Raw genomic sequence first — 22425 nt, forward strand, 5'->3', positions numbered from 1 at the left:
TAACTTTATTCCTTTGTACATACATTTTTAATAGGCAGTCCCTAAACACTTTTCATTTAATGATTTTAAGTACACATTAAGTCAGGAGGCTGAATGTTGAATAAACGATACGTCCTAGATACGAACGTACTGTTGCAGGATCCTTACTCCATACAATCTTTTGGAGATAGTGAAGTAATTATTCCTGCAGTCGTGTTAGAAGAAGTAGATTCAAAAAAACGTTACATGGACGAAATTGGAAGAAACGCACGCGAGGTTTCTCGTCTGATCGATAGAGTCAGACAAAAAGGACAACTGCATAAAGGGGTTCCTCTTGAAAATGGTGGAACGCTTCGAGTTGAACTCAATCATAAAAGCTTCAAAAGGCTTCAAGAAACTTTTGTTGAACAGACAAATGATAACCGAATATTAGCTGTAACCTTGAATCTTCAACAAGAAGAAGAAGAAAAGAAAAGTGGCATCAAAGTAATTCTGGTATCAAAAGATGTGCTTGTTCGAGTAAAAGCTGATGCGCTTGGTATAGAAGCAGAAGATTTTCTGAGCGATCGAGTAATAGATAAGAATGATCAAACCTACACCGGATACAAAGAAATATATGTACAAGGTGATCTGCTGAATAAATTTTACGAAAAAAATGAACTTCAACTGATCGAGTTGACAGGCCATTCGTTCCATCCACATCAATTTGTAATTCTAAAAGATGTGTTCAGGTCATCTGTCTCTGCTCTTGGAAAAGTAGATGAACACGGTAAGACGCTCAAGCCGCTTCGTTATGATTCAGAACAGATATGGGGAATTCGGGCAAGAAATGTTCAGCAAAAGATGGCGTTTGAATTACTTCTACGCAAAGACTTGCCACTCGTGACTTTAATCGGTAAAGCAGGAACAGGAAAAACACTGATTACCCTCGCTGCAGCACTGCTTCAAACAGAAGACTTAAAAGATTATATAAAGCTCTTTATCGCTCGGCCAATCGTTCCGGTGGGAAAAGATATCGGATATTTACCAGGGGAAAAGGAAGAAAAATTAAAACCGTGGATGCAACCAGTCTATGACAACTTAGAATATTTATTTAATACAAAAAAATCCGGGGAACTTGAAAAGATCCTAGCTGGCATCGGTTCTATTCATGTTGAAGCCTTGACGTATATCAGAGGAAGAAGTCTGCCAGATCAGTTCATTATCATTGATGAAGCACAAAATTTAACGAAACATGAAGTGAAGACTATATTGACCCGTGTAGGAGAAGGTAGTAAGATCGTTCTCTTAGGAGATCCCCAACAGATCGATCATCCTTATCTTGATGAGTTTACGAACGGATTAACGTATGTGGTAGAGAAGTTTAAAGATCAAGCGTTGAGTGGGCATGTTCGTTTAGAAAAAGGTGAACGTTCATCTCTGGCCCAGATTGCTGCGGATCTATTATAAATAGTGTGATGAAGAATAAGTAAAAAAAGACAGCCCATATATGAGCTGTCTAATTTTGAATTAGAGAATCGTTACGGCAGAAATGTGTTTGATCGGATTTTCTTTGTTACGACCATCGCCGAAATAGAAATGAACAGGACCGTCGTCTTTGAGCGGTTTTCCATTATTCGAAAAAGCAAAGTAGCCGTTTTGAGCTTCTTCAAGTGTGATCTCAACGCTACCGTCCCCTGACTCAATCCTCACTTTTTCTGCGTCAGGGTGCGGTTGTGCATTATAGATAAAATAAGAAAGAGAAATAGCGAACGAACTTGTTAACAGTGTTTCTTTTAATGTGGTCTTAGAGCTTTGTTTCTTTTGTTCTGATGGAGGGACAGCACCTTCTTGTAGTTCACGATCCCAGTGTGCAGACACTTCTTTTAAGTACTTTTCTTGCTCGTTTTCCTTCGATTTATCTAAATCGAACAATGTGTGTAAATCCTCTTTTCTATCATCAAAAATCCATACACCTGGATCTAATGTAAGGGGATAGTTTACTTTTCCGTTTAATGCAACGATGAATTCCATATAAACCTCCTTGAATTTGAAAACCCTATGAAAAGCATAGCACGATTATAAGAATACTGTAATATGTTGATTTTTTTTATGCAAACCTTTATATTTAAAGGTAGAAATCGTGTCGAACGGAGGGATGATCATTGTCAGCTGAGATGGCAACTGGACATCGGGAAAGGGCATTTGAACTATTAAAAGCAGATGCAGATAAAATCCTGAAACTAATTGAAGTTCAAATGGAAAACTTAACAATGCCACAATGTCCCCTCTATGAGGAAGTATTGGATACGCAAATGTTTGGTTTATCCCGTGAAATAGATTTTGCAGTCCGTTTAAACCTGGTCGAAGAAGAGACAGGTAAGAAGTTATTAGAATCACTTGAAAAGCAGTTAACTGCTTTGCACGATGCCTCAATGAAAAAATGATCGACACCCAGTCCGAGAATAAAATTTGGACTGGATTTTTTTATATACATACAATTGCTTGCATGTTCTTGTTTGTCATTGAACTCTTCTGTAAATCCCAGCTTGCTTTAAGGTCCTCTTTATTTACGAGAGGATGTTCATCAAAAAGCCGATACATCCTTCGAAATACTATAAGAAGCGGGAACTGTAGTGTTGTATCATAAATAAAAAAGGTTTATGTGTTACAATATCTAATAATTATAAAGATGCAGTTTCGATACTTCGTAAGAGAGGAGAAAGGTGAACAACGTGAAAAAAGCAGTAAGACCCTATGACTATTCTTTGATAGTAGCCGTACTATTATTGTGCAGTGCTGGATTAGTCATGATCTACAGCGCGAGTATAGGGGTAACGATTAATAAATACGATTATAGCAGCAGCTTTTTCTTTACAAGACAACTAATCTTTCTATTAGTTGGTTTAGGACTCATGTATTTTACCATGAGGTTTAACATTCAAATCTATAAAAAGCTTATGATGCCTATCGTCGTCTTTTCTATTCTTATTTTAATATTTGTATTATTGTTCGGACGAGAAGTGAACAATGCAAAAAGCTGGTTATACATAGGTCCGATCGGTATTCAGCCTGCTGAATTCATCAAGCTAACACTAGCGATCTACTTAGCAGCTATCTACTCTAAGAAACAAGGAAAGATGCAAGATTTCAAAAAAGGGGTTATTCCTCCGTTAACGATCTTCGCGATCATGTTCCTTTTAATCTTAAGGCAGCCAGACTTAGGGACAGGCATTATCGTTTCAGGTGTTGCTGGAGTGATTTTGTTTTGTTCTGGGATTAAGTTCAAACATATTTTTTCAATGGCAGCATTAGCGGGAATCGTAGGCTTAGGAATATTTCTTCGTTTAACACCAGAACAGCTTTCCCGTTTTGATGCAGCATTTGCACCTTTTAAAGATCCTGCTGGTGATGGATATCAGCTTGTTAATGGGTATATCTCAATCGCTGCAGGTGGAATAACAGGATCAGGCTTAGGCGAGAGTATTCAGAAATACGGCTTTCTTCCTGAACCACACACAGATTTTATCATCGCCATTATTGCAGAAGAACTTGGTTTTATTGGAGTATTTTTAATAATTGCTTTATTAGGATATATCGTTCTAAAAGGATTCTGGATTGGCATGCAGAGTAATGATACATATGCAAGTTTATTAGCTTTTGGTATTGCTGGAATGATTGGGATTCAAACAGTGGTCAACCTAGGTGCAGCAGTAGGGTTATTACCTATTACTGGTGTTCCGTTGCCATTTATTTCGTACGGGGGCTCATCCCTTCTATTGTTTCTAACATCGATGGGGATTCTCATAAATATTTCTGCAAAAGTAAATCTGAACAAGAAAGTACCTGATCGAAAGCCCGAAGTAAACAGAAAGATAAAAGCTATCATGTAACGGTAAAAGGAGAGGAACTTGTATGAGTAGAAAAATCAGCAAAGTCTTAGTAGCAAACCGAGGAGAAATTGCAATACGGATTTTCAGAGCCTGTACCGAACTAGATATACGAACAGTAGCTATTTATTCAAAAGAAGATACGGGATCTTATCATCGTTATAAAGCCGATGAAGCCTATCTTGTAGGAGAGGGTAAGAAACCGATCGATGCTTATCTTGATATCGAAGGCATTATTGAGATCGCTAAGACAAATGGTGTTGACGCGATTCATCCAGGATACGGCTTTTTATCAGAAAACAAAGAATTTGCAGAACGTTGTGATGAAGAAGGAATCATTTTCATTGGTCCTAACCAAAAACACCTTGATGTTTTCGGAGATAAAGTTAAAGCGAGACAAACAGCCATCGATGCCAACATCCCAGTTATTCCGGGTAGTGATGGACCTGTTAACAGTCTTTCAGAAGTGAGAGACTTTGCTCTGAGCAATGGTTTTCCTATCATCATCAAGGCTTCTATGGGTGGCGGTGGACGCGGAATGCGCATCGTAAGAAGTGAAAACTCCCTTGCGGAAAGTTATGACCGTGCCAAATCAGAAGCAAAAGCCGCGTTTGGTAAAGATGAAGTATATGTTGAGAAATTTGTTGAGAACCCTAAACATATCGAAGTTCAGATTCTAGGAGATCATGAAGGCAATTTAGTGCATTTATATGAGCGCGACTGTTCTGTACAAAGAAGGCATCAAAAGGTAGTTGAAGTTGCACCAAGTGTTTCGCTATCTGAGGAACTTCGTCATGATATCTGTGAATCTGCTGTTTCTTTGATGGAGCATGTTGGGTATATCAATGCAGGTACAGTTGAGTACCTAGTTACACCAGACGGAAAATTTTATTTCATTGAAGTGAATCCAAGGGTTCAGGTAGAGCACACGATCACGGAGATGGTCACTGGTATCGATATCGTCCAATCGCAAATATTAATCGCAGAAGGATACCAGTTACATGAAAAAGAGATTGGTATCCCAAAGCAAGAAGATATTTATTGTCATGGTTATGCAATCCAATCACGTGTAACTACAGAAGATCCTTCTAATCAGTTCATGCCTGATACAGGTAAAATCATGGCTTATCGTTCTGGTGGAGGCTTTGGCGTTCGTTTGGATGCTGGAAATGGATTCCAAGGTGCTATTATCACACCTTTTTATGATTCTTTACTCGTTAAGGTGTCTACATGGGCTTTATCGTATGAGCAAGCAGCTTCTAAAATGTTAAGAAACTTAAAAGAGTTTCGTATACGTGGTATAAAAACCAACATTGCTTTTCTTGAGAACGTAGTCACACACCAAAAGTTCTTGTCAGGTGATTATGATACTTCTTTCATTGATACAAGCAGTGAGCTCTTTGTTTTTCCAAAGCGTAAAGATAGAGGAACGAAGATGCTTTCGTATATTGGTGCGACAACTATCAATGGTTTCCCAGGACTAGCTAAGCAGGATAAACCTAACTTTGCTAAACCGAGGATTCCAAAGATTAAACATTCTGAGCCGATCCCTTATGGAACGAAACAATTGTTAGATGCTGAGGGGCCAGAAGCGGTGTCTCGCTGGATAAAGGATCAAAAGAAACTCCTTCTTACGGATACTACTTTCCGCGATGGTCACCAATCATTGTTGGCGACTCGTGTACGTACGAATGACCTTCTTCATATTGCTGAGCCGACTTCAAGATTGTGGCCAGAAATGTTTTCACTCGAGATGTGGGGAGGAGCAACGTTTGATGTTTCTTATCGTTTCCTAAATGAAGATCCATGGGACCGCTTAATTAAGCTGAGAGAAAAAGCACCGAATGTGTTGTTCCAAATGCTACTAAGAGCTTCTAATGCGGTAGGGTACAAAAACTATCCAGATAATGTGGTCGAAGAGTTCGTTAAAAAGTCAGCTATGGCAGGTATTGATGTGTTCCGTATCTTTGATAGTTTAAACTGGGTAGAAGGTATGAAAGTAGCAATTAGAGCGGTTCGTGAGACAGGAAAAATCGCTGAGGCTGCTATTTGCTATACAGGAGATATTTTAGATCCGAACCGAACAAAATATGATCTGAATTATTATGTGAATCTAGCAAAAGAGCTTGAAGCTGAAGGGGCACATATTCTAGCAATTAAAGATATGGCTGGTCTTTTAAAACCACAAGCTGCTTACGATCTAGTATCAGCGCTCAAAGAATCCATTAATATACCGATCCATCTTCATACGCATGACACGAGCGGAAACGGAATCTATACGTATGCTAAAGCGGCTGAAGCAGGTGTGGATATCGTAGACGTTGCTGTAAGTTCTATGGCGGGTCAGACATCACAGCCGAGTGCAAATTCCCTTTACTACGCACTAGCAGGAAACGAAAGACAACCTGAAATGAACATTGACCATGTTAAAGACCTATCTTCTTATTGGGAAGATATCAGAAAATATTATTCTGGGTTTGAAAGCAATACGGCTGCACCAGATCCGGAAGTATATGAGCATGAGATGCCAGGCGGGCAGTTTAGTAATCTTCAACAACAAGCAAAGGCAGTCGGCCTTGGTGAACGTTGGGATGAAGTAAAACAGATGTATCGTAGAGTAAATGATATGTTTGGCGATGTTGTTAAAGTTACTCCATCATCTAAAGTTGTAGGTGATATGGCTCTGTATATGGTTCAGAACAACTTAACGGAAGATGATGTATACGATCGAGGAGATTCTTTGGATTTCCCTGACTCTGTTGTAGAATTCTTTCAAGGGTACCTAGGACAGCCATATGAAGGTTTTCCTAAAGAACTGCAACGCATCATCTTAAAAGGAAGAGAACCTCTGTCAGTGAGGCCAGGAGAGCTTTTAGAGGCGGCTGATTTTAATGACATGAAGGAAACGTTATTCCACAAGATAAATCGCCAAGTTACCAGTTTTGATGTGTTGGCGTATGCCTTGTATCCAAAGGTATTTTTGGATCGCGAGAAGATGTATTCCCAATTTGGTGATATCTCTGTTCTTGATACGCCAACGTTCTTTTATGGGATGAAGCTTGGAGAAGAGATTGAAGTAGAGATCGAACAAGGTAAAACTTTAATCGTGAAACTCGTTTCAATCGGTGAAGCACAGAATGATGGATCAAGAGTTCTTTATTTTGAACTTAACGGTCAATCACGTGAAATCGTAGTTATCGACGAAAGTGCTAAAGTAACGGTATCTGCAAAGCAAAAAGTAGATCCTTCAAATCCTTCTCAGATTGGTGCAAGTATGCCAGGAACTGTGATCAAGGTTCTAGTTGAAAAAGGAGAGAAGGTTAAAAAAGGTGACCACCTCATGATAACTGAGGCCATGAAGATGGAAACGACGGTTCAAGCTCCATTTGATGGAACCGTTAAAGAGATCTCTGTTCAAAACGGAGAGGGAATCGCTGCTGGCGATCTTTTAATAGAGTTGATCAAGTAAAACGGTCTTTTCTAAAAGATTGTGCTCTGACCTCCTTTGCACCTTTGACAATTGATTGTAGTGGAAGGTGCGTGCCTACTACATGAGATACTTCTTGCAAGGCATGCGACGAGGAAGCTTACTACGAAGCATCACTTGTAGACGCAGGAGCAGCACGTAACTTCTTAAGGCGGGCAGCTGAGACACTTAAGAGTGAAACGTACGAATGTGGCTCAGCGTCTGCCCCGTGGAAAGCGAGCAGCCTGGAACGGAAATCAATACTTCCAAAAGCAACATACGATAACAGCAAAATAAAAAACCCAAGGTGCAAACCGTGCACCTTGGGTTTTTTGATTTACTTTCGATATACGATTAAAGCTAAGTAGCTCAGTGTTCCAAACAAGAAGGAGATGATCAATCCATGCCCAAGGGCTACGAATAAGTTTAAGTTTGAATAAACGATCAATGCTCCTGATACACCTTGGAGGATGACGAATAGGAGAGCGAACTGAAATCCTTTTGTAACTACTTTTTGATCGCTATAGTACTTTCTTGCGTGATACCAAGAATATACGATCCAAATAAAAAGTACGATAGCTGCGATACGGTGCAGCAAATGAATGCTAGCTTGAGATCCTATCGTTGCAAATAGGGTTCCGTTACATAACGGGAACTCTGGACCACATCCCATGCTTGAGCCAGTATGTCTTACGAGTGCACCCGTGTATACAACCGCATATAGATATGCAAATAACCAATAGATATTTTTTTTGAATCCTGGTGATATATTCGCTATAAATGGACGATCAGGATCTTCAAAAGAGAGAATCGCGATCAAGAGAACACTTGCGAACGAAACGAGTGAAAAACCGAAATGGGAAGCAAGAACGGCTGAAGATTGACTCCAAATAACAGCAGCAGCTCCTAAAAGACCTTGAAGGATAATAAAGAATACAGCTGATCCAGCTAAAATCTTTATTTCTTTTCTATGTGGGTCTCTTCTCCAAGCCCAAATCGCGAGTATGATAACGAGAAGGCCGAGCCATGCTGACACAAACCGATGACTAACCTCAATAATCGTTTCGAGTTTAGGTGCTGTAGGCAAGATCTCTCCATAACAGAGGGGCCATGAATTACCGCATCCGTCTCCTGAGCCTGTTTTTGTTACAACCGCTCCCATCAGCAATACGAGCAACATTCCTAGTGAAGTAATAATAGAATAAATCTGATAAAATCTTTTCAATTCATTCACCTGCTTTTTTTTTGTCCTATAACCGTTCACAAATTTGTAATAATTTCAACAAGTATTCCAAACACTTCCATCGTACAAATAATATAAGATAGTGTCTATATTAGTCGAAGTATACAAAGGACTTGATTTGTTTTATAATGTTAGAGGACATTTTCTTTATATATTCTTTATATATCACTATCCTATCATATAGGTAAAACGTTCTACTTTACATATTGTGAACAGATGAAGACATTTTTTTACCGTTGATTTTAGAGTCAAGCCCATATAGAATGAATGAGGGCTTAAATAACAGCAAAAGCAAGAATTGGAACATTTTACTCTAAAAGGAGGTGTATCTGTTGAGCAAAACTCCAACTGCATATGAAGTCGCTAACAAAGTCATGGAACCTGGACCTCTATCTGAAGCGAATCCTACAGGCACCTGGAAAGATTTCTTGACCATCGCGAAGCTCGGGATCGTTATGAGTAATTTGATTACGACATTTGCTGGATTTTTTCTAGCATTAAAATATAACAATCTTTTATTTTCCGACAAGATTGGTGACTTAGTTCTTTGTATTTTAGGTGCAGCATTAGTTATCGCAGGTGGCTGCTGCTTAAATAACTATATTGATAGAGATATAGACCAACTGATGGAACGTACGATTGAGCGGCCGACAGTTACAGGAAGGATTAGTGCGAATCAAGTTCTTTGGGTAGGTATTATTCTTTCCGCAATCGGAACAGTTATGCTTGCCATGACAACATTAACGGCAGCCGTTATGGGATTGATCGGACTTTTCGTATATGTCGTTGTTTACACGATGTGGCTTAAACGAACTCATTCTATTAACACGGTAGTCGGAGGCATATCTGGAGCAGTACCGCCATTAATCGGTTGGGCAGCTGTAGATGCAAACCTTCATTGGGTTGCTTGGATCTTATTCTTGATCATGTTTTTATGGCAACCGCCACACTTTTTGGCGCTTGCGATGAAACGATGCGAAGACTATCGAAAAGCAGGAATTCCGATGCTTCCTGTTGTATCCGGTTTCGCATTAACGAAGCGTCAGATGATCTGGTACGTTGCCGCATTACTTCCTGTGTCCCTTTACCTTTTTGAATTTGGCATCGTCTACTTGATCTTGGCTGCTGTGCTAGGAACAGGTTGGTTGATTCTAGCATTATCAGGTTTAAAGACTAAGGATGACATGAAGTGGGCTCGTATGATGTTTGTATATTCGTTGAATTATATGACCATTATGTTTGTTGCTATGATCTTAGTGAACATATAGATTTTTATGCTGGAACAGCGCGATCGTGCTGTTCCTATAATCGCCTTTACATAAAAGGGCTTTCATAAAAAATATAGATGAAGCCTAATTCTTTGTAATCACTCAATAGAGTGATCGAGAAACATTTAGTTTTACAGCGTAAGATTTATTTTGCTATTTCCATTCAAATAACCTATTTATTTGAATTGAATAGATAGAACATTCAGTCAAAACAGACTACAACGAGAAAGTGGGGTATATGTAGTGATGAAAAAATGGCTACAAAAAGGGCGTTTTCTTTCCTTATTTGCCATGTTGGCTCTTCTTTTGATGGGGTGCGGAGATCCGACTCTATCAACTTTAATTCCGCAAGGTGAAGTTGCTGACAAACAGTTCCAGCTGATGCTGATCTCTATTAGTATTATGATCCTGGTCCTGGTGGTAGTTTTCGTTCTTTATGCATTCGTATTATTGAAGTTTAGAAAGAGAAAAGGTGACGAATCTACACCTAAGCAAGTGGAAGGTAACCACATGCTTGAACTATTATGGACAGTTATTCCGATTCTTTTGCTTATCATCTTAGCTGTACCAACTGTAATGAGAACGTTTGAATTCTCTGCAGATGCAAAACCAGCTTCTAAGAACGAGCTAAGCATTAAGGTTACTGGACACCAATATTGGTGGGAGTTTGAGTATCCGAAAGAAGAATTAATCACTTCTCAGGAATTGGTTCTTCCAGCAGATACAAAAGTACACGTTGAATTATCATCTGCTGATGTCATTCACTCTTTCTGGATTCCTTCACTAGCTGGTAAGACGGATACGAACCCTGGTGATAAAAACAAGAACTACATGTGGTTTGATACGGGAAGTAAGACAGACGTAGTGTACAAAGGGAAATGTGCTGAGCTTTGTGGTGCATCCCATGCACTAATGGATTTTAAAGTAAGAGTTGTTTCTAAAGAAGACTACAAGAACTGGGTTGCGGGCTATAAAGCGGCTGACGAAAAATCTTCTGCTAATGCTGATGGACAACAAGTCTTTGAAAAGAACTGTTTATCTTGTCATGCTGTTGGACAAAACGGCGGGAACACAGGACCTAGCTTAACTGGTTTTGGGGATAAAGACCGTGTAGCAGGTATCTTAGAACATGATAAAGAAAATCTGAAAAAGTGGATCAAGGATCCTCAAGAAGTGAAGCCAGGTAATAACATGCCTAAAGTTAATCTTTCTGATGAGGAAATTGATGCTGTTTCAGATTACTTGTTAGGTCTTAAATTGAAATAGTCTTAAGCATTGCAAAAAAGGAGGTTACACCGTGGCAACTCACGAAAGTCACAAAAAGAGAAGTGGGTTAATGGATTGGCTCACTACCGTTGACCATAAAAAGATCGGGATTCTGTATCTTTTGGCTGGTGGCTTCTTCTTCTTAATCGGAGGACTTGAAGCAGTTTTAATGCGTATTCAACTTATGGAACCAGACAGCAAGATTTTCACTGGTGAACTTTATAATCAATTGTTAACCATGCATGGAACAACGATGATCTTCTTGGCAGCCATGCCGATCATCTTTGGTTTTATGAATGCGATCGTTCCTTTACAGTTAGGTGCTCGTGACGTAGCGTTTCCTTATGTGAACGCAGTCGGATTCTGGTTATTCTTCTTCGGGGGAGTGCTTTTAAACTTAAGTTGGTTCTTAGGTGGAGCTCCAGAAGCTGGATGGACAGCTTATGCACCTTTATCAACGGTAGCAGAAGACACAGGTGTTGATTTCTATGTACTGGGTCTTCAGATTGCCGGAGCAGGTACTCTTGCAGGAGGGATTAACTTCCTTGTAACGATAATCAACATGCGTGCACCTGGTATGACATTCATGCGTATGCCATTGTTCACATGGGCTTCATTTGTTACTTCAGGACTTATTCTTTTCGCATTCCCTGCACTTACAGTAGGATTCTTCTTACTAATGTTCGAACGTGTATTTGATGCAAATTTCTTTAATCCAGATATGGGTGGTAACATATTAATCTGGGAACACATTTTCTGGATCTTTGGTCACCCGGAAGTATATATCTTAATTCTTCCAGCATTTGGTATTATCTCTGAAGTTATTTCTACATTCTCTAATAAGCGCTTGTTCGGTTATAGCGCAATGGTTTTTGCAACAGTACTTATCGGTTTCTTAGGATTCATGGTTTGGGTTCACCACATGTTCACTGTTGGTTTAGGACCTGTAGCTAACTCAATCTTCGCTGTAGCAACGATGGCGATCGCGATTCCGACAGGTGTTAAGATCTTTAACTGGATCTTTACGATGTGGGGCGGACAAATTCGTTTCTCGACAGCTATGCTATTTGCAGTAGGTTTCGTACCTACGTTCGTAATGGGTGGAGTAACCGGGGTTATGCTTTCTGTACCTGCTGCTGACTACCAATACCATGATAGTTACTTTGTAGTAGCTCACTTTCATTACGTAATCGTAGGTGGTTTAATTTTAGGATTATTCTCAGGTTTATACTACTGGTACCCTAGAATGTTTAACCGTGTATTAAATGAAACACTTGGAAAGTGGAACTTCTGGTTGTTCTTTATTGGATTCCATTTAACGTTCTTCCCTCAACACTGGTTAGGACTAATGGGGATGCCTAGACGTGTTTATACATATATGTCTGGCCAAGAACTTGACGGAGCAAACTTTGTAAGTACGATAGGTGCAATTCTTATGGGCGCAGGAACAATCGTACTTTTAATCAACATCATTATTTCAGCATCTTCTAAATATGCAACAACGAAAGATCCATGGGATGGTCGTACACTTGAATGGTCTATGCCAGTACCAACTCCAGAATACAACTTTGCTCAAACTCCACTCGTTCGTGGTCTTGATGCACTGTATGTTGAAAAAACAGCTGGAAACGGCGAGATGACACCTGCAGAACCTGTAGGAGAAATTCATATGCCAAACGGGTCGATTCTACCGTTCATTTTATCTTTAGGCATGTTCATTGCTGGTTTTGGTTTTATCTACTCAAACTGGTACGTAGCAGGAGCAGGACTCGGGCTTGTATTGATCACAATGTTCCTACGTTCTATTATTGATGATCATGGGTATCATATTCATAAAGAAGAAGTTGAAGCAGACATTAAAGGGGGTAGAGCTTAATGAATGCTGGAGAACGTTTAACAGATGCTAATTTCCCTGCGCATCCTGAAAAAGCTACCCTTGAAGGTAAGAATAAGTTTTTAGGATTCTGGTTATTCCTTGGTGGAGAAACGGTCTTGTTTGCAACACTTTTTGGAACATATCTTGGTCTTAGAAACATGCATCTAGATGGTCCTTCTGGGGAAGAACTATTTTCACTGCCATTAGTATTTCTAGCTACGATGCTGCTACTTACTAGTTCACTTACGAGTGTGTACGCAGTGCTATCTTTAAAGCAGAACAAAGTACGTTCTTTACAGGGCTGGTTCCTCGTAACCTTATTATTAGGTCTTGGATTCTTAGGCCTAGAGATTTATGAGTTCATACATTATGTTCATGAAGGTCATACGTTTACTAGTTCTGCATTTGGTTCAGCTTTTTATACATTAGTAGGTTTCCACGGAGCTCACGTATTGTTCGGAATTCTATGGATCACCACTTTGTTAGCAAGAAACTGGAACAGAGGAATCACATTATCTAATGCTCCAAAGTATTATTTGTTTGCTCTATATTGGCACTTTGTCGATGTTGTATGGGTATTCATTTTTACCGTTGTTTATCTAATGGGAAAGGTAGGCTAAACTCATGGCTAATCACACACAAAACCCTGAAACTACCGTTCATCGTCACGAAGAGATTCAGCGTAAGCTTGCCTTGAAAGAGGAGCGTAAGCATCATAACGTTTCTTTTGTCATGATGATTCTTTTAACGATCGTTGCATTCTTTGCGATCTGGAGCGACAAGATCAGTGATTCGTTTGCTGTTCTGTTTATCCTCACATTGGCAGTTGTTCAAGTATTCTTCCAGCTGTATGTTTGGATGCACTTAAGCCACAAAGGACATGACTTCCCAATCTGGGGTATGGCTAGTGGAATATTGGTCGCAGCTATAACAGTAGCTTCCTTAATGGGACTTATTTGGACATCGTAAAGAAGGAAGGGCTGCATCTCGTATGCAGCCCTTTTTATTTGTTACAATATTACGAATTGTCACTAACATTCCGTACAAGTACCAACTATGATTGATATAGTGGTTATGGGTACTTTTATAAAGGAGATGACAGACATGCATCATAATCATCATGTGCATCATACTAGTTTGAGCGATTATAGCTGGTACGAGCTTTTTCCGCCTTCTATATATGTTCTAGCCATCATTCTAGCGTTCGTTTATTTTCGTTTCGTAGTGAGAGACAAACAGGGTGAGAAGCTTGCGACAAAATGGCAGCAAACTTCAATGATCGCTTCACTCTTGTTAATGATCATTATAAAAGGTACTCCTGTTCAAGTTTTAGGACACAATTATTTATTTAGTGTTCACATGGTACAGATGGCAGTGCTTTATTTAATGATTGCACCACTCATGATCCTTGCGATACCTGAGGTGAAATGGAAGGATTGGTTAAACAAAAAAACAATTTTCACTCGTATTTTTCATTTCCTTACAAAACCGTTGCTTGCACTGTTAATCTTTAACGCTGTATTTTCCTTGTATCATATTCCATTAGTGTTTGATGCTGCCGTTTCGAATCCTATCATTCATTATGGATATCATGCGTTATTATTAATAACAGCTTATACGATGTGGTGGCCAGTTCTTTGTCCGGTTAAAGAGCTTGATACGTTGTCAGATATCAAGAAGATTGGATATGTATTTGCCAATGGTGTTCTAATGACTCCAGCTTGTGCATTGATCATGTTTGCAGATTTTCAACTCTATGAAACGTACAGAAACGTACCACAGTTATTTGAAACGATGACACCAAAAGAAGATCAGCACGTAGGTGGAGTAACGATGAAAATTTTCCAAGAAGTTATCTACGCATTTGTACTAGGTTTGATCTTCACTAGATGGGTGAAAAAAGAACGACTGCGCGATAAAGCAGATTTAGAGTTGATTAAAAGACAAAACAATCAATTGAAACCTGAATTAAAGTAACCGGCAAATTGCGGGTTATTTTTTTTGTACAAAAGTAATAATGATGTCATGTTTTTAACGGACCTTTTCTGAGATGAGAGGTAATAAAATGTAAGAATAAAAAAAGAAATGGCACAGTGTATGTCGAATAATAAAAGTAAAGCTCAATAGAAAGGAAAGAAAATCATGAGAATCAGTGCCAGACAAGCAGCTAAAGAATTTATAGAATCTCATTATCCAAACTGTGATGTTGCCTATTTGGCTGGAAGCGTAGTTAGGGGAGAAGAAACAGAGAGTTCTGATCTAGATATTATCATCATCGATCGTACTATTAGTGAATCATACCGAGAATCGCTTACTGAATATGATTGGCCGATAGAGGTGTTTGTTCACAATATGTTTACGTACAAACATTTTTTTAAACAAAATATCGATCGGGCTAGACCCTCTCTTCCTCAAATGTGTGCCGAGGGAATCATTCTTCGTGACACAGGACAGGCATCACGAATCAAGAATGAGGCTTTACAACTATTAAAAGCAGGACCAACCCCTTGGAAAACGATTGAGATAGAGCAAGCTCGATATTTTTTAACTGACCTATTGAACGATTTGGAAGGGTCAACGAATGTCTTAGAAGATCTATTTATCGTTTCAAAACTCGCTGATCGAACACATGAATTTGTATTACGTGTTAATGGGCATTGGATCGGAGAAGGAAAATGGATTCTACGTGCTTTGAAAGAATACAACGATACGTTTGCAGAAGAATTTGCCTCTGTATTTGATGATTATTATTCCAATCGTACTAAATCAAAAGTCATTGAATTTGTTGACGAAGTAATAGCTCCTTATGGTGGCAGACTATTTGAAGGCTATTCCTCTCAATCTCCAGAAAGAGCTGCTGAATAAGAAAAACCCCTCATGTAAGAGGGGTTTTTTTAAACGTGTAACTCACTATGAAGTGCTTCGATTAATTTATTGCATTGATTAACAACGTGTTTCGGGAATACCTCATCATATTCAACACCGTGAGGGTAATAATGTTTCCCTACGTAAGGTGTTCCAAGTTCAACTTTTGCATGTGGTGTTTCTGTTTCTGCTTCAATAACATGACATGGGAATCGGAAATAATAAACATCACCGTTCGTCATGTCTTCAAATTTGTAATCATATGTAATACGTTCATAATCCCATTGGCCAGCACGGATCATGCCATGGTTTTCCATTACATGTTCTAAAAGTGAAAACTCAACAACCTTCCCGTTTAAGCCGCTTTCTTCAAATTTCATTGTGAAACCTCCTAGGAATTCAATAAAAAAATAATAATCACTTCTTAATGATATTATGAAAGCGCTAAAGATGCAATCATTGTCAAAAGTGCGCATATTTGTTTTTCTTTCGTAAAGCATAAAGAAGAATAGAATTCCATTTTAGAGGAGGTAAAGATTTTGAAAAAGGTAAGTGAGATTATGACGAGGGAAGTAGATTTTGTAACGCCACTAGATAACGTTTATGAAGTAGCCGTTAAAATGAAGAAAGACAATGTAGGTGTTATCCCAGTGTGTGAAAATGAACAAATTATAGGAGTCATCACGGACCGAGATATTGTCGTTCGAGGAGTTGCTGAAAAACGTCCAGGCTCTACAAAAGTAACAGATGTTATGAGTGATGAATTATACACAGGTTCGGCAGATATGACAGCAGAAGAGGCCGCAGACCTTATGGCAGATAAACAAATTAGAAGGCTACCCATCGTTGAGAACAACAAGCTCGTAGGGATTATTTCTTTAGGAGATCTATCTCTTGCAAAAGAGAGTGACTCTGCTGCTGGACATACCCTTTCACAAGTTTCAGAGCAGCGAAATCAAATTCAATAATTAATATCGGTTGTATAAAACAGTTCTATTTAAAATGGAGCTGTTTTATTTTTGAAACGGTTCCTCCAAACACATACCCTCTATGCTAAACTAAGAAGAGAAGAAAGATATAGGGGGAACCATTATGCGAGGATTGGTTACTTTTTTCCTATCCGTTTTTATTTTGATCGGTTTGTTTTTTTATGATGTTCTGCCAGAATTTACGGTCGAGAAAGAAAAGCCTGATACAAAAGTAGAGTACATAGAGGAAACATTAAAGATTCCTGATGATGCTGTTTCTAACTGGGTAGGTAAAGATATAGGGGCATTTAAAGAGCAATGGGGAGAACCTGAAAGGATCGATCCATCTAGTTATGGTTATGAGTGGTACATCTATGGCAACAAAAGCCCAAAAGGTTATCTTCAAGCCGGTGTTGAAAATGGCAAAGTTGTTACGTTGTTTGTCATTGGATCTGACGTGAACACCTCACCGTTTACAATCGGAGAGAATTCCAATAAGATCATTCAGAAGTTTCCTATCGAGAGTGACATCACCATTAATGATGGCGAAGATTTTTTTAGATTCGAACTTTCTGAACAAGAGGTTATGTTACGTCCACTGATTAAACTGAAAGATAACGTTTGGGTCCAACTTTATTTTGATAAGTTCACAAATCAGCTCTCTAGTGTTAGGTACACCACTTCAGATGTATTATTAAAGCAGAGACCTTATTCAATCGTTTATCGTGGTGATCTGCCCCCACTTGGACAATTGAGTGAGGAAGAACAGAAAAAAGTAGATCAATCTGAAGAACAACAAGTTTTTGAGTTAACGAACATCATCCGTCTCAAATACGAAAAAAACCCGTTAGAATGGGATGAAAAAACTTCAGAAGTAGCATTTTTACACTCAAAAGACATGTTGGATCAGCAATATTTTTCCCATGAGAGTAAGGATGGAAGGACGCTGTCTGACAGGCTGCAGCAAAAAGAGGTCACGTTTTTGCAAGCTGGCGAAAATATAGCCGCAAACTACACGGACGGGATCGCAGCTGTAGAAGGCTGGATGAATAGTGAAGGACATCGAAAGACTTTGTTAAACAATGAATATACTCATTTAGGAGTAGGTGTAGATCATAAGTATTACACCCAGAACTTTTTAGTGCCTATGAAGTAGATTGATGATAAAAGGCTGAACCTCTGAGGGTTCAGCCCTTTTTTATTTTTTATGAACGATGCTGTTATTCAGCAAGTTTAAAGAACGTACCTGAAGCCGAAGCGATTAACGTACCGTGTTCGTTCCGCACTTTGCCATCCATACGTACTAGTTGTCTGCCATTATGAACGACTTCAGCGCGGCAGATAAATAATTCTCCAACACCTGGTGTTAAATAGTCCACTTTTAGTTCTACCGTTACTGCTCCTCTTTTATTACCAGGAACAAGACTGGCCATAGTGCCCATCGCTGTATCTAAAAGGGTTGCTGTTAAGCCACCATGTAAGATTCCGATTGAATTATCAAGAAGCGGTGAATTGGGCATCTCCATTTCAAGTGTATGATCATTGATTCTAGTTGTTTTAAAGTTTAATAAAGAAGCAATGTGTGTCATTTGGTCCTTTTCTCTTTTTGTTTTTAAACTGCCTAAGAAAAGTTTCATGACTTGTTGCTCTTGTTCCGTGCTTGTTTCAAAGAAATCGTTCCACTCGTCCTTAATATCCAATATTCTCTCCCTCAATCTTTTTTTATTTTTATTGTACCTTTTTGGGCGGATGAGAATAAAGTAAACAGAATTAACTTTGCACGATATCTAAAAAATGGGCGCACCAATTTATGGGCACTTATGTATCATGTAGTAAACATCATTCGTCAGTGGATGGCTGGGGGTGGATTCTGTGGTAAAGACTGATATTGAAAGTTTCAAGGAGTTCGTTCATAAACATCCTGATTTAATTAAGGAAGTGAAGAAGAATAAGAGGCCTTGGAAAGAAGTTTATCAAGATTGGATTGTTTTAGGAGAAGAACATGAAAGCTGGAATCAGTACGCAAAAGACAAAGAAAATAAACAAGAAGATCGATCTAAGTCCGATAAGACGAGAACAGAACTTACAGTTGGAGACATTGTAGCGGGTTTAAGTAAACTTCAAATCACGGATGTACAAAAATATTTATCTCAATTTGGTAGTCTAATGGATGCGGTTCAAGAACTATTACAGCAATTTAATAATCAGTCTGACAGACCGAACCAGCTGCCGGAAAATAAAATGAATGATTATCCTTCTTATAGGGACTAAAAGGATGTGTGCGGAGTGCGAAGAGAAATTCTTGAATACTTAAATACGAGACCTGACTTAAAATATTATATAAGAGAAAAGCCAGAGTGGTATAGAAAGTTAAGCAGAAACCCTTTTTCAGTATCAGAGCTGGAAGAGGGTGCGAAAGTGTTTTACGGACGTACCTTCGGGCAAAGGGTAGATAAATTTCATCAACAAGTACAAAATTTTGGTTTGTTGATGGAGTTAATCTCTGTCATGGGAGATGAAGTTAAAGGCGGTAGTGCTCCCGTACAGAATGATTTTCCACCGATGCCAGACTCTATGAACAACGGGTAAGGATGAGGGATAATAAACATGAAATAAGAAAAAACTACTTCTATAAGGAGTGGTTTTTTTATGAAAAGAAATAGACGGATCTATTCAGGCGCACTACTAGTGATCATCGTTCTCACACTATTTACGCTAACCAAATTATACGAAAGATCTTCTGAGACCAAACTTCAAGACTCACAAGTGCTTGAGGTTTCAGCATCGTATCCATTAATGGATAAAGATTGGGCGGTCAATTATCATGTAAAAAAGCAAAAGATCTATTTTGAAAATATTATTTCAAGGTTTTCCTTCCAAGGGGGTCTTACGAAAGCACCCGGAAATAAGGATGGGTATATTGCCGTTTTTGTAAATAATAAGTGGAAGATGAATGCAAATCAATCTATGTTTATCTTAAAGAATATGAATCCTGGTAAACACAGAATTACTTTACAGCTAAAGAAAAAGGATGGATCTGATTACGGATTAAAGAAAAATATAATTGTTCAAGTACGATAACTCTTCGATTTTTGAAGAGTTTTATTTTTGTATAAAGGCTCCTATGCTTTTAAGTACAATCAATATCCGCTATAATAGATGAGAAACCTCATACCTAAAGGGAGGTGTGACGTATGAGTTTAGACCAAAGTGTATTGCTGGAACAGTCCTTAGCATTAGCAGATATGGTTGCTGATTCCAGTGTTGCAATAGCATATAGAGAGTCAAAATATCACCTAGAGCAAGATGAAGAAGCACAGAAATTGATTGCTCGTTTCGCTAAGATGAAAGAACAGTATGAAGAAGTTCAGCGTTTTGGTAAATATCATCCTGATTTTCATACCGTTTCTACACAAGTTCGAACACTTAAACGAGAGCTTGATTTTCATGAAAATATCGCTCAATTTAAGAAAGCAGAAAAAGAACTTGAAAATCTATTGATGGAATGCAGCAAAATCATTGCATATAGTGTTTCTGAGCAGATTAAAGTTCCAACGGGTAATCCGTTCTTTGATGAGAGCTCTTGCAGTGGTGGATGTGGGTCTGGTGGATCTTGTGGCTGTGCTTAAATTCAGTCTTTAAACCGAATGCAATCAAAACATAGATTGCCACAGCAGAACATTTTCTCTTGTGGAACTAAAAAACGCATTCGGTACACACGAAGATTATCTTCTGATCTTACGAATGTAAGGTTCAATGTTAGCCGTTTCCCTTTCATAGCTTTTACGGCATGTTTTTTTACAGAATCAGTTGATTGTTCGATTGTATACTGCGAAGAAACCGTTACATATATGAAAGGGATACCGGCCATCATTTTTTTATCAACATGATTGATCGTTGGATCTTGGTTCATACGATTCAAGAATTGTTCCCAAATGTTATTTAAGTCCAAAATTCATCACTTCCTATTAAGGAGTATTCATTTTATTTGTTCAATTTTAGTATATAAAAGGGGCTTTAATTATGATAGGTAATCGTCGTGGGCTATCTGTTTTTCTCCATTCATTAAAGTTTTCAAAACAGTTAAGGCGCTATGGAAATGTACACTATGTTTCTAGAAGGTTAAAATACGCTGTTCTGTATTGTGATGGAAACAAAATAGAAGAGATCGCAGCAAAGCTTGAATCCCTGCATTTTGTAAAAGAAGTAAAAAGGTCTCATAAACAAGAGATCAAGACAGAATATGAAAGTAAGATTGTTGATAAAGCAAAAGAGTATGATTATAAGATGGGGATTTAAAAGACAGGCCGCTAATACAAATAGCTGCCTGTTTTTTTTACGTGTTTCTGACACTATGTTAATGGTGGGAGGAGATAGTTCAAGCGAAGAATCCCTGTTAAATAGTGAAAGAATAGTTCCGTTTCAGCGAAATCTGTTGATGGTTTCACATCAAAAGTTATTACTTCTTTATTTAGTTCAGCGGCTTTTGTTTCGAACAGGTCTATTCGTTTCGAAGGATAAGGTACTCCTTCTCGGCAAATGTATAGCGGCTGAAATTTCCCTTCAGAAGCAGGGTGAAGTACCGCAACAAGTGACGCATACATTTTATCTTCTTTCTTAACTTTTAGACATAGCAGCTGAGAAATTCGCTCTTTGTTCGTTTCCATGATCTCCAGAAGTTCATAAAGATCTGAATACCCTTCCCCAAGCTCAATAAATCGTTGAATCATCTTTCAATCCCCTTTCTATAAAACAATGTAGCACAATCATCTATCTGCTTAAAAGGATTTTCAGCATGAAAAAAAACCTGCAGCAAAAACTGCAGGTTGCCTTTAAAACAAAATCACTTCTGTTCAAAGGCGATGGGAGAGGAGAAACCGGATGAAGAACTTATGGGGAGTAAGTCTTCTCCGCGGTTGGCAACAACATCGTTCGTTGATGTTGTTATAAATAGTATGACCGCATTTAATTTGCCTTATACTTATAAGAAAAAGATTTGATGTTTGATTACAGGAATACTTGTGATAGGATAAGTAAGGGAAAACGGATAAAGAATTGAGTGAATAACGTGAGAGTAATAGCTGGAGAATGTAAAGGAAGACCACTTAAAGCAGTACCAGGTACAACTACTCGTCCAACTACTGACAAGATTAAAGAGTCCATCTTTAACATGATCGGTCCTTTCTTTGATGGGGGTACGGGTCTTGATTTATATGGCGGAAGTGGTGGCTTAGGTTTAGAAGCTTTAAGCCGGGGCATGGAGCATTTCATTTTCATTGACAAAGATCAAAAAGCGATACATACGATCAAAGAGAATATTAAACAATGCAACTACGAAGACAAAACAGAAGTCTTTCGTAATGATGCGAAAAGAGCATTGAAAGCGCTTCACAAAAGAGAGATGCAATTCGATATGATATTCCTTGATCCTCCTTATGCGAGACAGATGTTGTTAAAGGATATGGAGGAGATCGATAAACTTGAACTTCTATCTCCAGAAGGAAGTATAGTGACTGAACATGGTACAGATGTAACACTACCAGAGGAGATCGGGAACTTTTATCAGGTCAGACAGGAAACATACGGAAAAACAACTACAATAACGATCTACAAACGCGATTAACA

25 protein-coding genes are annotated in these 22425 nt (G+C 38.6%); 19 read left to right on the forward strand and 6 right to left on the reverse strand.

Annotated features, from left to right (window positions below):
- The first annotated feature begins 93 nt into the window (after nt 1-93).
- Nucleotides 94-1428 (forward strand): PhoH family protein, encoded by a 1335-nt coding sequence (locus tag ABE65_RS07915; protein ID WP_066393339.1) that lies wholly within the window; start codon nt 94-96, stop codon nt 1426-1428.
- Between the two features lie 60 nt (nt 1429-1488).
- Here the strand turns inward: ABE65_RS07915 and ABE65_RS07920 are convergent, their stop codons facing one another.
- A complete protein-coding gene (locus tag ABE65_RS07920) occupies nt 1489-1992 on the reverse strand; it encodes a hypothetical protein (protein WP_066393342.1) in 504 nt (167 codons plus the stop codon).
- Nucleotides 1993-2135: 143 nt separating this feature from the next.
- Between ABE65_RS07920 and ABE65_RS07925 the strand changes: the two genes are divergently transcribed.
- From ABE65_RS07925 to pyc, 3 genes are all read left to right on the forward strand, one after another.
- Nucleotides 2136-2405 carry an Fpa/YlaN family protein gene (locus tag ABE65_RS07925; RefSeq protein ID WP_370630111.1) on the forward strand — a complete coding sequence of 90 codons (270 nt, stop codon included), beginning with the start codon at nt 2136-2138 and terminating at the stop codon, nt 2403-2405.
- A gap of 288 nt (nt 2406-2693) precedes the next feature.
- The gene (gene ftsW / locus ABE65_RS07930) at nt 2694-3851 is read left to right on the forward strand and encodes a putative lipid II flippase FtsW (RefSeq protein ID WP_066393347.1); all 1158 of its coding nucleotides are present in this window, start codon (nt 2694-2696) and stop codon (nt 3849-3851) included.
- A 22-nt stretch (nt 3852-3873) separates the two neighbouring features.
- The gene (gene pyc, locus ABE65_RS07935; RefSeq protein WP_066393349.1) at nt 3874-7317 is read left to right on the forward strand and encodes a pyruvate carboxylase; all 3444 of its coding nucleotides are present in this window, start codon (nt 3874-3876) and stop codon (nt 7315-7317) included.
- Nucleotides 7318-7651: 334 nt separating this feature from the next.
- Here the strand turns inward: pyc and ABE65_RS07940 are convergent, their stop codons facing one another.
- Nucleotides 7652-8539, reverse strand: a complete 888-nt coding sequence (locus ABE65_RS07940; protein ID WP_231887870.1) for a COX15/CtaA family protein — start codon at nt 8537-8539, stop codon at nt 7652-7654.
- A gap of 392 nt (nt 8540-8931) precedes the next feature.
- On the opposite strand from ABE65_RS07940, the gene cyoE reads away from it, so the two are divergent.
- From cyoE to ABE65_RS07975, 7 genes are all read left to right on the forward strand, one after another.
- Nucleotides 8932-9825: a heme o synthase gene (cyoE, locus tag ABE65_RS07945; RefSeq protein ID WP_066399927.1), complete on the forward strand. Its 894-nt coding sequence runs from the start codon at nt 8932-8934 to the stop codon at nt 9823-9825.
- 246 nt (nt 9826-10071) lie between these two features.
- On the forward strand, nt 10072-11091 hold the full coding sequence (gene coxB / locus ABE65_RS07950; RefSeq protein ID WP_066393351.1) for a cytochrome c oxidase subunit II: 1020 nt from the start codon (nt 10072-10074) through the stop codon (nt 11089-11091).
- A 31-nt stretch (nt 11092-11122) separates the two neighbouring features.
- Entirely contained in the window at nt 11123-12967 is a 1845-nt protein-coding gene (gene ctaD / locus ABE65_RS07955; RefSeq protein ID WP_066393353.1) for a cytochrome c oxidase subunit I, read from the forward strand.
- Nucleotides 12967-13587 carry a cytochrome c oxidase subunit 3 gene (locus tag ABE65_RS07960; protein ID WP_066393359.1) on the forward strand — a complete coding sequence of 207 codons (621 nt, stop codon included), beginning with the start codon at nt 12967-12969 and terminating at the stop codon, nt 13585-13587. The genes ctaD and ABE65_RS07960 overlap by 1 nt, the downstream gene beginning before the upstream one ends.
- Before the next feature lie 4 nt (nt 13588-13591).
- A complete protein-coding gene (locus ABE65_RS07965; RefSeq protein WP_066393364.1) occupies nt 13592-13936 on the forward strand; it encodes a cytochrome C oxidase subunit IV family protein in 345 nt (114 codons plus the stop codon).
- Nucleotides 13937-14071: 135 nt separating this feature from the next.
- Complete coding sequence (locus ABE65_RS07970; protein ID WP_066393366.1) at nt 14072-14944, forward strand: cytochrome c oxidase assembly protein; 873 nt, start codon at nt 14072-14074, stop codon at nt 14942-14944.
- A 165-nt stretch (nt 14945-15109) separates the two neighbouring features.
- A complete protein-coding gene (locus tag ABE65_RS07975) occupies nt 15110-15832 on the forward strand; it encodes a nucleotidyltransferase domain-containing protein (RefSeq protein WP_330998122.1) in 723 nt (240 codons plus the stop codon).
- Between the two features lie 29 nt (nt 15833-15861).
- Here ABE65_RS07975 and ABE65_RS07980 read toward each other — a convergent pair whose 3' ends face one another.
- The gene (locus ABE65_RS07980; protein ID WP_066393368.1) at nt 15862-16212 is read right to left on the reverse strand and encodes a YugN family protein; all 351 of its coding nucleotides are present in this window, start codon (nt 16210-16212) and stop codon (nt 15862-15864) included.
- A gap of 159 nt (nt 16213-16371) precedes the next feature.
- Here ABE65_RS07980 and ABE65_RS07985 point away from each other — a divergent pair, with 159 nt between their 5' ends.
- Both ABE65_RS07985 and ABE65_RS07990 read left to right on the forward strand, forming a co-directional pair.
- Nucleotides 16372-16800, forward strand: coding sequence for a CBS domain-containing protein (locus ABE65_RS07985; RefSeq protein WP_066393369.1), 429 nt, complete (start codon nt 16372-16374; stop codon nt 16798-16800).
- 124 nt (nt 16801-16924) lie between these two features.
- Nucleotides 16925-17956, forward strand: a complete 1032-nt coding sequence (locus tag ABE65_RS07990; RefSeq protein WP_066393371.1) for a CAP domain-containing protein — start codon at nt 16925-16927, stop codon at nt 17954-17956.
- 64 nt (nt 17957-18020) lie between these two features.
- On the opposite strand, the gene ABE65_RS07995 is transcribed toward ABE65_RS07990, so the two are convergent.
- The gene (locus ABE65_RS07995; RefSeq protein WP_066393375.1) at nt 18021-18500 is read right to left on the reverse strand and encodes a PaaI family thioesterase; all 480 of its coding nucleotides are present in this window, start codon (nt 18498-18500) and stop codon (nt 18021-18023) included.
- 172 nt (nt 18501-18672) lie between these two features.
- On the opposite strand from ABE65_RS07995, the gene ylbD reads away from it, so the two are divergent.
- The 4 genes from ylbD (at nt 18673) to ABE65_RS08015 (ending at nt 20429) form a co-directional block, all read left to right on the forward strand.
- Nucleotides 18673-19071 (forward strand): spore coat protein YlbD, encoded by a 399-nt coding sequence (ylbD, locus tag ABE65_RS08000; RefSeq protein ID WP_066393377.1) that lies wholly within the window; start codon nt 18673-18675, stop codon nt 19069-19071.
- Between the two features lie 15 nt (nt 19072-19086).
- Complete coding sequence (locus ABE65_RS08005) at nt 19087-19389, forward strand: YlbE-like family protein (RefSeq protein WP_066393380.1); 303 nt, start codon at nt 19087-19089, stop codon at nt 19387-19389.
- Between the two features lie 60 nt (nt 19390-19449).
- Complete coding sequence (locus tag ABE65_RS08010) at nt 19450-19881, forward strand: hypothetical protein (protein WP_066393381.1); 432 nt, start codon at nt 19450-19452, stop codon at nt 19879-19881.
- Between the two features lie 113 nt (nt 19882-19994).
- A complete protein-coding gene (locus tag ABE65_RS08015; RefSeq protein WP_066393386.1) occupies nt 19995-20429 on the forward strand; it encodes a YlbF/YmcA family competence regulator in 435 nt (144 codons plus the stop codon).
- Nucleotides 20430-20431: 2 nt separating this feature from the next.
- Here ABE65_RS08015 and ABE65_RS08020 read toward each other — a convergent pair whose 3' ends face one another.
- On the reverse strand, nt 20432-20752 hold the full coding sequence (locus ABE65_RS08020; protein WP_066393388.1) for a hypothetical protein: 321 nt from the start codon (nt 20750-20752) through the stop codon (nt 20432-20434).
- Between the two features lie 71 nt (nt 20753-20823).
- On the opposite strand from ABE65_RS08020, the gene ABE65_RS08025 reads away from it, so the two are divergent.
- Complete coding sequence (locus ABE65_RS08025; protein ID WP_066393389.1) at nt 20824-21099, forward strand: YlbG family protein; 276 nt, start codon at nt 20824-20826, stop codon at nt 21097-21099.
- Between the two features lie 53 nt (nt 21100-21152).
- Here ABE65_RS08025 and ABE65_RS08030 read toward each other — a convergent pair whose 3' ends face one another.
- Nucleotides 21153-21530: a DUF7147 family protein gene (locus ABE65_RS08030; protein ID WP_066393391.1), complete on the reverse strand. Its 378-nt coding sequence runs from the start codon at nt 21528-21530 to the stop codon at nt 21153-21155.
- Between the two features lie 338 nt (nt 21531-21868).
- Here ABE65_RS08030 and rsmD point away from each other — a divergent pair, with 338 nt between their 5' ends.
- A complete protein-coding gene (gene rsmD / locus ABE65_RS08035; RefSeq protein WP_066393392.1) occupies nt 21869-22423 on the forward strand; it encodes a 16S rRNA (guanine(966)-N(2))-methyltransferase RsmD in 555 nt (184 codons plus the stop codon).
- The last annotated feature ends 2 nt before the right edge of the window (nt 22424-22425 follow it).

This window comes from Fictibacillus phosphorivorans, from assembly GCF_001629705.1.
Lineage (GTDB): Bacteria > Bacillota > Bacilli > Bacillales > Fictibacillaceae > Fictibacillus > Fictibacillus phosphorivorans_A.